The sequence below is a fragment of the Dinghuibacter silviterrae genome, from assembly GCF_004366355.1.
In the GTDB taxonomy this organism is placed as follows: domain Bacteria; phylum Bacteroidota; class Bacteroidia; order Chitinophagales; family Chitinophagaceae; genus Dinghuibacter; species Dinghuibacter silviterrae.
This window is the reverse complement of record NZ_SODV01000001.1, coordinates 2227909-2242592: the sequence shown is the minus strand read 5'-3', so window position 1 is coordinate 2242592 and position 14684 is coordinate 2227909. Positions and strand designations below refer to the sequence as shown.

At 55.8% G+C, this 14684-nt stretch carries 12 protein-coding genes; 2 read left to right on the top strand and 10 right to left on the bottom strand.

The annotated features are described in order from the left end of the window. Nucleotides 1–10: 10 nt before the first annotated feature. Nucleotides 11–772: a uroporphyrinogen-III C-methyltransferase gene (locus EDB95_RS10025; RefSeq protein ID WP_133993180.1), complete on the top strand. Its 762-nt coding sequence runs from the start codon at nt 11–13 to the stop codon at nt 770–772. A gap of 130 nt (nt 773–902) precedes the next feature. Here the strand turns inward: EDB95_RS10025 and EDB95_RS10020 are convergent, their stop codons facing one another. From EDB95_RS10020 to EDB95_RS10000, 5 genes are all read right to left on the bottom strand, one after another. Continuing rightward, on the bottom strand, nt 903–1565 hold the full coding sequence (locus EDB95_RS10020; protein ID WP_133993178.1) for a DUF4760 domain-containing protein: 663 nt from the start codon (nt 1563–1565) through the stop codon (nt 903–905). Between the two features lie 119 nt (nt 1566–1684). Continuing rightward, nucleotides 1685–3547 (bottom strand): glycoside hydrolase family 13 protein, encoded by a 1863-nt coding sequence (locus EDB95_RS10015; RefSeq protein WP_246073580.1) that lies wholly within the window; start codon nt 3545–3547, stop codon nt 1685–1687. Continuing rightward, nucleotides 3544–4869 carry an MFS transporter gene (locus tag EDB95_RS10010; RefSeq protein WP_133993176.1) on the bottom strand — a complete coding sequence of 442 codons (1326 nt, stop codon included), beginning with the start codon at nt 4867–4869 and terminating at the stop codon, nt 3544–3546. Before EDB95_RS10010 ends, EDB95_RS10015 begins: the two co-directional genes overlap by 4 nt. 94 nt (nt 4870–4963) lie before the next feature. Then, complete coding sequence (locus EDB95_RS10005; RefSeq protein ID WP_133993174.1) at nt 4964–6247, bottom strand: glucose-1-phosphate adenylyltransferase; 1284 nt, start codon at nt 6245–6247, stop codon at nt 4964–4966. Between the two features lie 38 nt (nt 6248–6285). Continuing rightward, nucleotides 6286–7698 carry a glycogen synthase gene (locus EDB95_RS10000; RefSeq protein ID WP_133993172.1) on the bottom strand — a complete coding sequence of 471 codons (1413 nt, stop codon included), beginning with the start codon at nt 7696–7698 and terminating at the stop codon, nt 6286–6288. 151 nt (nt 7699–7849) lie between these two features. Here EDB95_RS10000 and EDB95_RS09995 point away from each other — a divergent pair, with 151 nt between their 5' ends. Then, nucleotides 7850–8830, top strand: coding sequence for an ROK family protein (locus tag EDB95_RS09995; protein WP_133993170.1), 981 nt, complete (start codon nt 7850–7852; stop codon nt 8828–8830). Here EDB95_RS09995 and EDB95_RS09990 read toward each other — a convergent pair. The 5 genes from EDB95_RS09990 to EDB95_RS09970 are packed head-to-tail and all read right to left on the bottom strand — an operon-like array spanning nt 8784 to nt 14679. Then, nucleotides 8784–9944: an MFS transporter gene (locus EDB95_RS09990; protein ID WP_133993168.1), complete on the bottom strand. Its 1161-nt coding sequence runs from the start codon at nt 9942–9944 to the stop codon at nt 8784–8786. The genes EDB95_RS09995 and EDB95_RS09990 overlap by 47 nt on opposite strands. A gap of 43 nt (nt 9945–9987) precedes the next feature. Next, a complete protein-coding gene (locus EDB95_RS09985) occupies nt 9988–10266 on the bottom strand; it encodes an ArsR/SmtB family transcription factor (protein ID WP_246073578.1) in 279 nt (92 codons plus the stop codon). Between the two features lie 53 nt (nt 10267–10319). Continuing rightward, on the bottom strand, nt 10320–10898 hold the full coding sequence (locus EDB95_RS09980) for a hypothetical protein (protein ID WP_133993166.1): 579 nt from the start codon (nt 10896–10898) through the stop codon (nt 10320–10322). Beyond that, nucleotides 10895–11986, bottom strand: a complete 1092-nt coding sequence (locus EDB95_RS09975; RefSeq protein WP_133993164.1) for a dipeptide epimerase — start codon at nt 11984–11986, stop codon at nt 10895–10897. Before EDB95_RS09975 ends, EDB95_RS09980 begins: the two co-directional genes overlap by 4 nt. Before the next feature lie 2 nt (nt 11987–11988). Then, the gene (locus tag EDB95_RS09970) at nt 11989–14679 is read right to left on the bottom strand and encodes a 4-alpha-glucanotransferase (protein WP_133993162.1); all 2691 of its coding nucleotides are present in this window, start codon (nt 14677–14679) and stop codon (nt 11989–11991) included. Nucleotides 14680–14684 lie beyond the last annotated feature (5 nt).

Below are 14684 nucleotides of genomic sequence, written 5' to 3'. Positions count from 1 at the left end.
TTTTAATAATATGGAATTGATCGTCGTCGGCGCAGGCCCTGGAGACCCTGAATTGATCACCCTTAAGGCGCAAAAAGCCCTCGCACGTGCGCGCGTCATATTGTACGATAACCTCATCAACCGCGACCTGCTCGCCTACGCACCCGGGGATTGCGAGAAAATATATGTTGGGAAAAAACCATACGGGGAGTATACGCCGCAGGAGGAGATCCACCGGTTGATACTGGAAAAGGCTTTGCCATCCGGCGATACGTCCGACAGGGCCGGCGGCGGCCCTGGCCCCAGCCTCGCCGCCGGCCGCTGCGTCGTCCGCCTCAAAGGCGGCGACCCCTTCATCTTCGGCCGCGGCATGGAAGAGATTCAGTTTGCGCGCGCCCACGGCATCCCCGCCAGCTACATCCCCGGTATCACCAGCATGCAGGCCGCCGGTCTGGAAGACATCCCCCTCACCCACCGCGACCTCGCCGAAAGCGTCTGGATCGTCACCGGTACCAAAAAGGACGGGACCCTCTCCCACGACCTCCGGCTTGCGCTCGCCTCCCGCGCCACCGTTGTCGTTTATATGGGTATGAAAAAACTCACAGAGATCGCCGCGGTCTATGTGTCCGAAGGCCGGGGCGATACGGCGGCGGCCATCATCCAGCACGCGTCGCTGCCTTCGCGCAAGAAGGCGCTCGGCCTTGTCCGGGATCTGCCTTTGCTGGCTGCGTCTGCGGGGTTGACGCATCCGGCGATTATTATTATTGGGGCGGTGGCGGGGTTAGCGCAATAAAAAAGGGCCCCTATCGGGGCCCGTTATAATATGCTTTATGCATTCTACCAGTCGGAGGCGTCTTTAATAAATTTCATCAGTGTTTAATTGAGTCGTTATAAAAATAGTTTAATAGGCTGTGCCAAACAAGTTAATTTTCCCTATTCCACTTCTCCGCCAAATTGGTGAAATACTCCCAGGAAGTGGGGCTATGGTGAACCTTTCGCCTGTACTTTATATAAAACTCATAGTTGGCATGGTACCTAAAAAACATTGACTTGAAATATCTTTTGATCATTTTCTCGTCGAGGACCTCTTCTTCAATACCGATAGCCAGAAGTTCCAGATAATTCAGTATGGATACCAACGCAGAACGTGCCTCTTCATTTTTCTCAAGTATATCAAAAAACTCCTTCGATTTATTTTGGTCGCACAGGTGCTTATGCTCGTTATGCATTTTTTTTGTAATCTTTAAATTTTCCACCATCGTAGGCTTCGTCCACTCAAAGGCCGCATTAAATGCGTTTGTAAGCTTCGATATATCTTCGTCGTTCTTGATTTTCTGATGGTTCTTCTCATAGTTCAGAATGCTATAAAATATCCCGATAACGATGGATCCCGCGGTGAGGACAAAACAAAGATTTTTTAAAGCATCCTCCTTTCCCGAAACATTATATTCATGGACGCCGTAAAAACACACCGCTAGAAGCGCCAGAAAAACAAAGATGAGTCGATAATAGAAAACAAAAGAAATACAGTTGTTTATAAATCCGTCCAATACCCCAATAGAATATTTCTGCTCCCCCTTAATCATGACTGCAACTGTTAGATGGTGAAAAGAACGTGTAAAGCTACACCTTTTTTTCACACATCAAAACGCCCAAACCATGAACTGGAAAGGATTCCAGAATATAGTAGCACGTAGTAACAAAATCACTTGCTCAACTCCAGCACCACCACCTTATGGCTCCCCAACCGCATCCCCGATAACGGCTCCGTCGCTCCGGTGACCACATCCCTCCCATCACGGAAGCCCCCCACCCTCTCCGAAAACCGCGACATATCGAGCGTCTGCTCATGATCGCTGGTATTGGCCGCGACCATCACGGTTTGGGAGGAGTCGTACCGGAAATAGACATACATCCCGTCGGTAGGTACATACTGCATCAACCGACCAGAAGTCAGGGCAGAAGACCCCAACCGGTAGTGCGCGAGCGTGCGTAAATAGGAAAATGCCTCCTGTTCCTCGGTTGTTCGTCCGGCGGGCGCAAACTTGTTGACCGAATCCCCGGGCCATCCCCCGGGGAAGTTTTCCCGCACAACCCCGTCCCCACCCTCGCTTTTGAGCCTCCGCATCAGGATCTCGGTACCGTAGTACAGTTCGGGGATACCCCGAAGGGTGAGCACCCAGGCGATCCCCATCTTGTATTTGTCGAGATCCTGTCCGACGATCCCGTAAAACCGGTCCATGTCGTGGTTGTCAAGCATGATACAGTTCCGGAAGGGGTTTTTGTAAAGGAAGTCCTGGGCAAGGGTGGTATACAACCGGTCTGGGTTGCCGTCTTTGCGCAAGGCGTCCTGCATGGAAAAACAGACGTTGAAGTCGACGACGCCCTGGAGGTTGGATTTGTACGGGACGTCGAGGTTGTTTTGACACCAATAGGCGGCTTCCGCCACACTGCCTACCCACACCTCTCCAAACATGGTAAGACGGGGAAATTCGCGGACGAGCGCGGCGTTGACATGGTTGAGGAAGTCTTTGTCGCTGTAAAACCAGGTGTCCACGCGCCAGCCGTCGACGCCAAAGGTTTCGGTGGCCCAGATGGCGTATTGGGTGAGGTAGTTCCGGACGTAAGGATTCCTTTGGTTGAGGTCGGGCATGGACTTGACGAACCAGCCGTCAACGGAGGTACGCCGGTCGATGTCGGAGGCATAGGGATCCAACAGGGGCTCCACCTTATAGCTGGTGTTGGTATACTCGGGCCATTGGTTGAGCCAGTCTTTCATCGGCATATCCAGGACGGTCCAGTGGTCGGAGCCGACGTGGTTGTACACCCCGTCCTGGATGAGCTTCATCCCTTTGCGGTGCAGCGCCTCGGACAAAGCGGCATACGCTTCGTTACCCCCAAAGCGGCGGTCGACCTGGTATTGGTCGGTAAAGGCATAGCCGTGATAGGCGCCGTGGGGCATATCGTTTTCGTTGACGGGCGTCATCCAGACGGTGGTGATGCCGAGGTCTTTGAGATAGTCGAGGTGATCCTGAACGCCCTTGAGGTCGCCCCCATGCCGTTCGCTGGGTGCGTCTTTCTCCACTATGGTGTCCCGCATGCCGCGAACCACGTCATTAGAGGGGTCTCCGTTTGCAAAACGGTCGGGCATCAGCAGGTATACCAGGTCTTTATCGGTGACCCCCTGGATGCGCGACACACCGTCACGGGCGTCGCGCGCCCGGAGGACAAAGTCCATGTTGTAAGACGGCGCACCTGCAAAAGTGAAATGAAGCACACCCGGCCGGGCGCCGGTGCCGATCGACAGGTCGACGAAGAGGTAGTTCCGGTTCTCCACCCTGTGTACGGTTTTCAAGGCCACCCCCGGATAAGCTTCCAGCCGGGGTGTGGTTCCTCCGATGCCGGGGGCATAGCACATCAACTGTACCGATGGTTCTTTCATCCCGACCCACCAGTTCGATGGTTCGACCTTTACCTCCTGCGAGGCGGGGCCTGCGTGAAGGGTGATCACCTGGGTCTGCGCCTCCGCAGAGACGGCCAGCAGCAACAGCAACAACGTACGCATCATTTTAACTCGTCTTTATCTTGTACAATAAGGTTCAGCACCCCGCCGATCATCATCGAAAATCCACCCACCACCAGGGCATAGATGCTTTGGTTGTGAAAGATCCACTTGACGATATGACCCAACAGCCAGGCCGCAAGAATCTGGGGGATAACGACAAAGAAATTGAACACGCCCATGTAAAAACCCATCTTGTGTGACGGGAGCGCCCCTGCCAGGATTGCGTAGGGCATGGTCAGGGTGCTGGCCCAGGCAAGGCCGATGCCCACCATGGGAACAAGGAGCACCCAAGGGGTATGGATCAGCAACACGGACACGAGGGAGGCTCCGCCGATCAGTAAACAGATCATGTGGGTGAACCGCCGGCCCAGGCGCCCCGCCACCACGGGCAGGACAAATGCCATGAGCGCACTGACGCCGTTATAGACCATGAACATGACACCCACCCAGTCACCCGCCGTCTGAAAGGCGTGCGTGGTAGGATCCGTTGTACCGTAGGCGTTTTGGGCCACCGCCGGCGAGGTATAGATCCACATAGAGAAAAAAGCGATCCAGGTAAAAAACTGGACGAGTGCCAGTTGGCGCATGGTGATAGGCATGGTCCCAAACCCCCTGGCGATCTCGGCAATTCCTTTCCACAGCCCTTTGGTGCGGAGCTTTTCTTCTTCCCAGGTGTCGATGTTCTCCGGGGGGAACTCCTTTGTCGAAAAGACGGTCCACATCACCGCCACGATATACACGAGGCCCCCGACATAAAACGAATACCGGACCGATAAGGGGATCACCCTTTCGGGCGCTGTATTGGGGATCTTAAAAACATTGGTAAAAATATACGGCAACAGTGACGCGACGACCGCCCCCAGGCCGATAAAAAACGTCTGCATGGCAAAACCCGCTGTGCGCTGACTGCCGGGGAGCTTGTCCCCCACAAAGGCTCGGAAGGGTTCCATGGAGATATTGATCGACGCATCCAGGACCCAAAGAATGAGCGCGGCCATGAGCAGGGTCGATGACTGTGGCATGAGGATGAGGGCCAGGGACGCCAGGATCGCGCCTGCAAAAAAGAACGGCCGCCGCCTGCCCCACCATGGGTGCCAGGTCCGGTCACTCAGGTAACCGATGATGGGCTGGACCAGCAAACCCGTACAAGGTGCCGCCAGCCAGAGGATGGAGATGTCGTCGATCTGCGCTCCCAGGGTCTGGAAGATCCGGCTGACGTTGGCGTTTTGGAGTGCGAACCCGAACTGGATGCCCAAAAAGCCAAAGCTCATGTTCCAGATCTGCCAGAAGGTAAGTTTAGGGCGGTGAAGGGAAATGACGGCCATGCAAGCAATTGTTGTGTAAAAAAAAGACCCTGATCGCTCAGGGTCCTAAAATAAGGTAAAGTTGCGTAAAAAGTACACGAAAGGTGCCGGCCGCTTAAATCACAAACCCATCCGGCAAAATCGCCCCCTTCTTCACCACGACAATTCCGTCCTTAATGGTATACAGGGCGTGGTCCACATCCTTGAGGTGGGACCCGCCGTTGATGCGGACGTCGTTGCCGATCCGGCAGTTCTTGTCGATGATGGTGTTTTTGATATAACAACGGTCACCGATGCCGATCTTGGGGAGACCTTTTTCCTCGGCGCGATTCATTTCTTCTATGGTCTCATAGAAGTCGCCCCCCATAATATAGCTGCTCACGATGGTGGTGCCGTGGCCGATCCTTGTACGGATGCCGACGATGCTGCTTTCGATCCGGGAAGCCGTGATGATGCAGCCGTCGGAGATAAGGGTTTTTTCAAGGGTGGTCCCGCTGATCTTCGCCGGGGGGAGCATCCGTGCCCGGCTAAAGATCGTCTTGACGTTGTCGTAGAGGTTGAAGGTGGGGATGTCCTCGGTCAGGGCGATGTTGGCCTCGAAAAAAGAATAGATGTGTCCGATGTCGGTCCAGTAGCCGTCGTATTGATAGCTCACCACCTTGTACTTCTCTATGGAACCGGGAATCACTTCCTTCCCGAAGTCGGTCACGTCGGGGCTTTCTTCCAACAGCAAGTCGAAAAGCAGCTTCCGGTTGAAAATATAGATGCCCATGGAAGCCAGGTAGTGCCTGCCCTGGGCGGCCATTTCGGGACCGGTGTCGCTGACCCATTCGGGGAGCAGTTCCTTTTTGGGCTTTTCGATAAAGGAGGTGATCAGGTGGTCCCCGTCTGTCTTCATGATCCCGAACTCGGGGGCCTCTCTTTCGGCCACGGGGATGGTCGCGATCGAAATGTCCGCCCCGTCGTCGACATGCTTGGTAAGCATCTCTTCGAAATCCATCTGGTACAACTGGTCCCCGGACAGGATCAGGACGTACTCGAAGTCGTGCTGCTGGAGGTGTCTCAGGGATTGGCGGACCGCGTCGGCCGTACCCTGGAACCAGGAGCGGTTATCCGGCGTTTGTTCGGCGGCCAGGATGTCCACGAAGGCGCTGCTGAAAACGCTGAAGTGGTAGGTGTTCTTGATGTGCTTGTTGAGCGAGGCGGAGTTGAACTGCGTCAGGACGAACATGCGGTTGATGTCCGAGTTGATACAGTTCGAGATCGGAATATCGACGAGCCGGTATTTACCGGCAATGGGCACCGCCGGTTTGGAACGATTCGAAGTAAGCGGATACAGACGCGTGCCCGCGCCTCCCCCCAGGATGACGGCAACAACCGACTTAGAAATGTTAAACATAAGTTCTTCTTAAAAATGTTTGAAAGCGTTAATGTGTCTTACAGGGCGGGATAGATTGTCAGGTATTGATGGGCACTGCTTTCCCAGGAATGATCGATCTGCATGATCCGTTCCTGGATGGTCCCGAATTGTTCCGGATCGCCGTATAACTTCAGAGCCCTATAAATGGCATGTGTGATGTCTCCAACGCTGGCGTCATTAAAACGGACACCAAATCCCTGCCAGTCTTCAAAATCCACCACGGTGTCCCTAAGCCCTCCCGTGTTGCGGACGATGGGTATTGTCCCGTACCGGAGGGCGTACATCTGGTTCAGACCGCAGGGCTCGACCCGGGAGGGCATCAATAAAAAGTCGGCCCCGGCATACATCTCGTGGCTGAGCTGTTCATTGTATCCCTTATAAAAGCGGAAGTCTTTCCCCACCATGTCCTCGACATGCGCGAGGTGACGTTCTACATTTGGGTCTCCGCTGCCCAATATAAGGAAATTCATGCTCCGCCCGATATAGTGGAAACAATCTCCCACCACGGCGGGGAGCAGGTCCGCTGCCTTTTCCCCGACCAGGCGCCCGATAAAAATGAAAAGCGGTTTGGAAGGGTCCAGCTGAAATCGTTTGCACAATGCTTTTTTGTGGGCGGCCTTTCCTTCCCGGACAGTGGTATGGTCATAGTGGGTGGCCAGGTAGGTGTCTGTGGCCGGGTCCCAGACCTGGGCATCGATGCCGTTCAGGATACCGGAGCACTTCCCTTTCTCGTATTCGAACAGGGCTTCCAGGCCGTTGGAATTGTATTTGAGCTCGGCCATATAACTGGGGCTGACGGTCGTGACCTTCCAGGCGCTACGGACGGCGCAGGCCAGTGGGTTGATCGTCCCCTTCCATTCCAGCAACCCGGCCTTCCAGGCATCATACCTGGGCAGGAGGTGGCCTTTGTCCCAGCCCATCCATCCCTGGTACTGGGCGTTGTGTATGGTGAGGACCGTGGGGATCCCCTTGAGGTGGCCGTAGTCGTAGGTGTATTGCATGAAAAAGGGGATCAGCCCCGTGTGGTGGTCGTGTACGTGCACCACGTCCGGACGGTGCCTCCACTGGGAGACCCAATCCACGAAGGCCACCTGGAAAGCCGTAAAGCGCTCCGCGTCGTCACTGTATCCATACACCCCCTCCCGGTCCAGCAGGCCATATATGTCTATGAGGTAAAGATCGAAACCCAGTTCGTTGGTCCGCTCCTTGATCACCGTATAGTCGAACCACCAATTCCCCAGGTGGGTTCTCCCTTTGTGGACCACCTCCCAGTCGTGGCGGTAAAGAAAAGCCGTTCGGTACATGGGCAGCACCACCTTGGCGGTATGTCCCAACTGCTGCTGATACTTGGGCAGGGCGCCCACCACATCCCCGAGGCCCCCCACCTTGGCCACCGGGTAACATTCCGCGCTAACGTGTATAATTTCCATGTGGATAACAATTTAACTACAATTTCAATACCTTACTTTTTTTTATCGGTCTCAACTAAATTTAAACGATTTAGCTCTTCGTAAATAAAAAGGGTTTAATTTCCGTCCTTGAATCATGCAAACGACAGCCAATAAAAGCTCCAAAACTGCTATGCAAGCCAAAACTAGAAAGGACTATGCGATCGGTATCGATATCGGCGGAACCAATACCGTTTTCGGAATGGTGGATCACCGGGGGGACATCCGTTACAGGGGTGCCATCTCGACCCGCAAGCACGATACCATAGAGCCCTATATCGAGGAATTGCATGAAGCCCTGTTGCCCGCGATCGAACACGTAGGTGGTATACAAAATGTGCGGGGTATCGGCGTGGGCGCCCCCAATGGCAACTATTACAACGGCACCATAGAATATGCGCCCAACCTGAGGTTCCAGGGAATCATTCCCCTGGCGAATCTCATGGAGAAAAAATTCGGACTCCCAACAGCCCTTACCAACGACGCGAATGCCGCCGCGGTAGGGGAAATGATGTACGGCGTCGCCGTAGGGATGAAGGACTTTATCATGATCACCCTCGGCACCGGGGTGGGCAGCGGCATCGTTGCCAACGGCCAGCTCATCTACGGACACGACGGCTTTGCGGGTGAACTGGGTCATACGATCACCATCCCCGGCGGCCGGTTCCATCCCGGCACCGGCGCCCACGGTTCCCTTGAGGCGTATGCCTCAGCCACCGGGGTGACCCGTACCGCCCACGAGTTCCTGGACAAAGACCCCTCCAAGGAATCCCTGCTCCGCGCCTATCCGCGGGAAGACATCGACAGCCGCATCGTGTATGATTGCGCGATGAAAGGGGACGCCATTTCCGGTGACATCTTCCGGTATACCGGCGAGATCCTCGGGATGGCGCTGGCCAACTTCGTGATGTTCTCTTCCCCGGAGGCCATCGTTCTTTTCGGCGGGCTGACCAAGGCAGGCGACCTCCTGCTCAAACCCACCAAGGCGAGCATGGAGAAAAACCTCCTCCCCATTTTCCAAAATAAAGTCAAACTGGTCTTTAGCGAATTGAAGGAAGCCGACGCGGCTATACTTGGAGCGAGCGCGCTCGTTTGGGAGCTGAAAAAGGACTAAAGCTTATTCCCCAGGCCAGCGCCAACAACGGGACACTCGCCCAGATCACCTGGTGTACCCCGTAATGGGCGATCACAAAGCCGCCCAGCAGCGTTCCCAGCGTAATCCCGGCGTTATACGCCGAAGGCAGAAAGCTGTTCACCGCTTCCAATCCATCGTGGGGTACGTCGTGGGTGACATAAAGGTTCACCATCAAAAGGCCCCCCGTATGGATAAAGCCCCAGACCGACAACAGGATGACCATGGGGATAAACAGCCCGCCGACGCTGTACGCCAGCACGTGGGTCACCACCAGCAACGCCATGATCCACCGCGACGTCGCCTGCACGTTTTTCGACAGCGCGATCCCCGTCAGCCAGTTCCCCACGATGCCCGTGGCCCCGAAGACCAGCAGCATCACGCTCACTTGCACCCCGCTCATGTGCGTCACTTTGTCCAGGTACCCCGCCAGGTAACCGTAGGTCGCGAACATACCCGCCACCGTGATCACACCCGTCAGCAGTTTTATCCAAAGCTGGGGAGACGCCAATACGTTCCGCCCCGTCTGTGTTTGAGCTTCCGCCCTGACCGGTAGAGAAGGCATCAGCGCCGCCAGTGCGCCGAACGCCGCCAGGTTGATGATCCCCGCCACTAAGAAAGAGGCCTGCCACCCCAGCAAGGTCGCCGCATAAGTCGTGACCGGTACCCCGAGCACGGTGGCCACGCTCAAGCCCCCCATGATGATCGCGAGGGCTTTTGGCGCGTCTTTGGGACCCACTTGTTTGGCCGCCACCGACATCGACACCGCCCAAAACACCGGGTGTAAAAAGGCCGGCAGGATCCGCGCGATCATCAGCACCGTGAAATTCGGCGCCAAAGCCGACAACCCGTTCGACACGACAAACACCGCCAGCACCGAGCACAGGATGACCTTGCGATTGACCCTGGCCGTCAGCTTCGTTGCCAATGGCCCGAAAAGGGCCACCGTCAGCGCAAACCCGCTGATCAGCCAACCCGCCGTATCCAGGGGGATCCGGAACCGCGTCGCCAGTTCGGGCAATATCCCGATGACGCCAAATTCAGTAGTGATGATGCCAAAGGCACCCACGGCCATTACGTAGATTGATCTTTTCATAGATTTAAATATTCAAATGTTTCTATATTTTTAGGAAAAAAAATCAGCTTCCCAATTCTTTTAGCCCTCTGATGTATTCGTCGAGCACTTCCTGGTTTAAGAGGTATTTCAGGTTCCGGCCCTCCTTCTCCGGTATCAACAAACCCGCATCCACCAGCAGCTTCAGGTGGTGCGACACCGACGGCTGGGTCAGGTCCAGGAGGTCGTTCAAATCCGCACAGTACACGCAGTCCTTTTTCTTCCGGAATTGTTGCAGGATCGCAATCCGGTTCGCGTCGCCCAGCGCCTTCGAGATCTTTTCTATTTGCTTCGCGTCAATCACAGCGTATCGTTTACGGGACAAAGATAGGAAAATATCGAAACATTTCAATAAATCTATTCTTCATCCCATTCTCCGTTTCGATAATAATACCTGGCAGCTCCAATGGTAATGACCGGCACGCCGGTTTTCTCATGCCCGCTGTAAAATACATCCAGCCCGGGGTCGAATCGTAGCGTAAGTTGTCTGTTGTCATGGGTGCTGGGTTTCCCGGGCGACCGGTTTTCATTGTGAATATCAAGCCGCAGCCCGCCGGACCCGGATAAATGGGTTTTCACCTGAAACAGCTGATACGTATGGGGCCGCAGATCGTATTCAGAAAACGACCGGATGTGCATCGCCTGGATCAATTTGTTATGATGTACACACAATAATAAAAGATACCTCAGACCCTCGTTCGAGCCCGCTCTCTTCGCGTAGGAAATCTGCAAAAACCGGTTATTCAAAATTTCCACGGTGTCCAGTGCCCAAAAGTCCGCCACGTGTATCGTGTTCCCGGCACAGGAAATCCTCAAGGACCGTTTATACGTCAGTTCGATCTGCACTTTTGCGCCGTCGAGGGATTGAAGGGAATACGTTTGAGCGTTGGCGAGGCCTTGCAAACAGAAACCAATGGATAACAGGAACTTTATCATGAAAATAACGCTTGTTGCACCCGTACCCCCAACCCCGGCTCCCCCGAAGGCATCACCCGCCCATCGACATACGTCAACCCGGTGGCGACATCACCTTCGAGCAGCAACGGCCCGTCGAAGTCCGCATAATCAAGCAGCGGGCCAAGGGCCGCCAGCGCGGCGGTCCCGATGGACGTTTCGTTCATGCTTCCCCCCATGACCCGCAAGCCGAGCTCCCGGGCGCGGGTGATCATGCGCCGGGCGGGCGTGAGACCGCTGCACTTGGTAAGCTTGATATTGATCCCGTGGAAAAAGCCGGCGCACTTGTCGACGTCGGATTCGAAGACGCAGCTTTCGTCGGCAAACAAAGGCAGGGGCGAAGTGGCAAACAATCGCTTCATGCCGTCCCAGTCGTCGCGCGCCAGCGGTTGCTCCACCAGTTCGACACCGAGGTCTTTTAAAACGGGGATTTTTTGTTGCGCCTCTTCGAGCGACCAGGCCGCGTTGGCATCCACGCGAAAAGGTGCATCGGTGTGCGCCCGCAGGGCGCGGACGATGGCGAGGTCGTCGGGCATGCCCAGACCATGCGCACCGTCCGGGACAGGTGCCGTAGCGGCCACCGATGCCCCGGCGCTGGCGCCGCCGAGCTTGATCTTGTAAATCGGCCACGGATGGGCGCGTAACTTCCCGACCATCCGCTCGACGGTATCGATCCCGATCGTATAATCGGTCACCGGCGAACGAGAGGGGTCGAGCCCCCACAACCGCTGAAGGGGTGCCCGCTTGAGCTTCCCGTAGAGGTCCCAGGCCGCGATGTCAAGGGCACAGACCAGGAAAGGATCCGCGGGAAGGAGGTGATGAAGATAGTGCCAGTACCGCTCCGGGTCCGTAAAGGCAAACTTTTCGACAAAGGCGCGTTTGACGGACAAGACCGCGAGCATTTTTTCCGTCGTCACGTTGTAATAACTGATGGCCGGGGCTTCCCCGTATCCGTATTGCCGGAGGCCTTCGAGCTCGATGAGGAGGGAGGGCTGATGGGTCTTGGTTCCCTTGGAGATCGTGAAGGGATAACGGAAGGGTAGGTTGGAGACGGCGGTGCGTACCTTCATGTCTATACCCTCCCCGCCCGGTGGATGCTGGCCCGGAGTGCCTCGTTGAATGCCGTTTCGGATAACAGTTGCTCCAGGGTCAGGTGTACCCGGTACCGCCAGTAGTGTTTCGGGTTGGCGGGTATGTTGATGCGCTCCGATTGCGGGTTTTCCTTCCGGAGGGCGCCGTCGGAGCCTAAGAGGTCCTGGAGTTGGAAGATGCTCCACATGGCGGGGCTGTTCAGGTGCTGGTCGACGATCATCCGGTTGATGTCCGGTTCACAAAAGAACGGCGCCTCTCCCGGCAACCCCAGCATGGCGTTATAAAAACGCTGGGTACGCGCCCGGTCTTCCTCCCACCAACCCCGGATGGTGCTCATATCATGGGTCGAGGGCGTCACGACCGAGAGGTAGGGCGCCTGGCCGGGATGGAAAAACTCCGCTCCCAATACTTTGGGCATGCGTTGTACCTCCAGGCTAAGGATGCCCAGCTGGCGCATGACTTCCGGGACACAATGGGGCACCAGCCCCAGGTCTTCCCCGCAGACGAGCATGTTCGTCGCCCGCTTCAGGGCGGGAAGACGCTCAAGGGCTTCCCTGGCCCAGAAGTCGTCCTGGCGGCGGAAGTAATAATCCAGGTAAAGATCGTAGACCACCTGACGGGTGGCTTCGTCCAGGTGCCGGAAGCTGGACGTTTGGTCCATGCCAAAGCGGAAATGGAACTTCGTTCCCCCGCTCCCTTCCTCTTCAAAAAGGATCACGTTCGAGATCAGGTCATACAAGCCCTGCCGGAGAAAGACCGTGCTTTCGCTGGCGATCACGTCCGCAAAGTGGCGTTCCACCAGGCGCTGGGTGGAGAATTCGGGTCTCAGTTCGTATAACCCGTCCGCCCCGTCCGGGCGGAGGAACTCGTGGAAGTGGTCTTTGTTCGAGCCAAACATATCCCAAAGGACGTCCTCCGTGATATAAGGCTTGGTATAGCGTGACGGTTGAAACGAAAGGTCTCTGAATTCGTCTGCTGTCACGGGCAGCGCCGGGACAAATCGCCCCAATATCCCTTCCACCGCGTTCATCGGGATACTCCAGATGCGGAAAAAGCCCAGGATATGGTCGATGCGAAAGGCATCAAAGTAATGGCTCATTTGCTCGAACCGGCTTTTCCACCACTCATAACCGTCGGCGTGCATTCGCTGCCAGTTGTATGTCGGGAAACCCCAATTCTGCCCCCTGGTAGCAAAAGCGTCGGGGGGCGCCCCGGCCTGCATGGTCATAGTATACAACCGGGGGGCCAGCCATGCGTCACAGCTATACCGGTAAATGCCGATGGGGATGTCCCCCTTGAGGATGATCCCTTGCTGGTGGGCATAGTGAACCGCCTCGGTCAGTTGCAGGTGCAGGTGGTATTGTAGAAAATAATAAAAAGCCACCTCGACATACTGCGGCTGTCCCGGTTCGACAAAGCGGTCGATCGCCGCCTCATTATAATGGGCGTGTTCCTTCCACCGGTTAAAATCGGTGGTTCCATACACGTCCCGGAGCGTACAAAAGGCCGCGTAAGGCACCAGCCAGTGCCGGTTCTTTTCAAAATACCGCTGGTAGTCCGGGTGTTCCTCAAAGGAAGTCCCCACCCGTTCATAGACCTTACGGGCGATCGTGCGCTTACACGCCAGCACCGCCTCGTAGTCCAGCTCCGGCTGGGCGTTCAGTTCCTTTTGTTTTTTCTTATAATTTTTGAGCAGCCCCGCGTGCTCTTTACCCGCCACTTTGCCCACATTCAGGTAAATCGGGTGCAAGGCAAAAGCCGAAATGGCCGCATAAGGATAAGAATCAACCCAGGTTCCCGTGGCGCTGGTATCGTTGACGGGCAGGAGCTGGATTAGCTTCATCCCCATCGTCCTGGCCCAGTCCACCAGCAGGGCAATGTCCGTAAACTCCCCCACCCCGAAGCTTTGTTCGCTCCGGAGGCTGAAGACCGGGATGGTCACTCCCGCGCCCCTCCACGTATTGTTGGGCAAACGCGCAAAGCCATCGTGCATAATCTTGATCTTGTCGTGCCCGCTCGCTTCGAACAAAATCCGGTTATCCCCGCCCTCGAACCGGACAAAGACGCCCTTATCTATATCATATACTCCATATTTATAGGCCAGCGGGAACGTATCCCCCGACAGGTCGAGCCGGAAGACCCACCAATTGTTTTCCCGTTTGCCCAGCATGGGGTCCTCCGTGGACCAGGCCCCCGCCCCCGGGGTACTTCCCACCAGGCAAAGCACCTCGCCCTTCGCCAGGAGCGGCGCCTTGACCCGGAATTCATGGGTGTATTCCTCCGGCCATTTGATCTTCCGGCTGGCGCCCTTGGTCTCCAGCAATAGGGTTTGCTGGAAGGGAAGGGTATAAAAAACGTTCTCGTATTCCCCGGCAAAATTCCAGGTATCGATCAGCCTGATCTCGCCGACCGGCCTGGATTCATGGTCCACCACCCGGTCATTCCCCCACTCTTCCGTCAGCAAACCGTCCTCGGTACGCAGGATATACTTATACCGCAGCGGTTCGTCCACGCTCTTGACCTCGATCGAGGCATGCCAGAATTGTTCGTTGAGGTAGGTCATGGGAAGCGCCCTGGAGAGGTCGTCTTCCCCTAAGAGGGGGTGGTTGCCGCTGAGTAAAAGGGATTGTCCGAAATAGGTGTGGTAACGTATATAAAAGTGCACTATCATCAGCA

What these genes read in the sequence shown, in the direction of transcription:
- EDB95_RS09970 (WP_133993162.1), bottom strand. Translation starts at nt 14,679, where the DNA reads ATGATAGTGCACTTTTATATACGTTACCACACCTATTTCGGACAATCC.
- EDB95_RS10025 (WP_133993180.1), top strand. Translation starts at nt 11, where the DNA reads ATGGAATTGATCGTCGTCGGCGCAGGCCCTGGAGACCCTGAATTGATC.
- EDB95_RS09980 (WP_133993166.1), bottom strand. Translation starts at nt 10,898, where the DNA reads ATGATAAAGTTCCTGTTATCCATTGGTTTCTGTTTGCAAGGCCTCGCC.
- EDB95_RS10015 (WP_246073580.1), bottom strand. Translation starts at nt 3,547, where the DNA reads ATGATGCGTACGTTGTTGCTGTTGCTGCTGGCCGTCTCTGCGGAGGCG.
- EDB95_RS09975 (WP_133993164.1), bottom strand. Translation starts at nt 11,986, where the DNA reads ATGAAGGTACGCACCGCCGTCTCCAACCTACCCTTCCGTTATCCCTTC.
- EDB95_RS10005 (WP_133993174.1), bottom strand. Translation starts at nt 6,247, where the DNA reads ATGTTTAACATTTCTAAGTCGGTTGTTGCCGTCATCCTGGGGGGAGGC.
- EDB95_RS10000 (WP_133993172.1), bottom strand. Translation starts at nt 7,698, where the DNA reads ATGGAAATTATACACGTTAGCGCGGAATGTTACCCGGTGGCCAAGGTG.
- EDB95_RS09995 (WP_133993170.1), top strand. Translation starts at nt 7,850, where the DNA reads ATGCAAGCCAAAACTAGAAAGGACTATGCGATCGGTATCGATATCGGC.
- EDB95_RS09990 (WP_133993168.1), bottom strand. Translation starts at nt 9,944, where the DNA reads ATGAAAAGATCAATCTACGTAATGGCCGTGGGTGCCTTTGGCATCATC.
- EDB95_RS10010 (WP_133993176.1), bottom strand. Translation starts at nt 4,869, where the DNA reads ATGGCCGTCATTTCCCTTCACCGCCCTAAACTTACCTTCTGGCAGATC.
- EDB95_RS10020 (WP_133993178.1), bottom strand. Translation starts at nt 1,565, where the DNA reads ATGATTAAGGGGGAGCAGAAATATTCTATTGGGGTATTGGACGGATTT.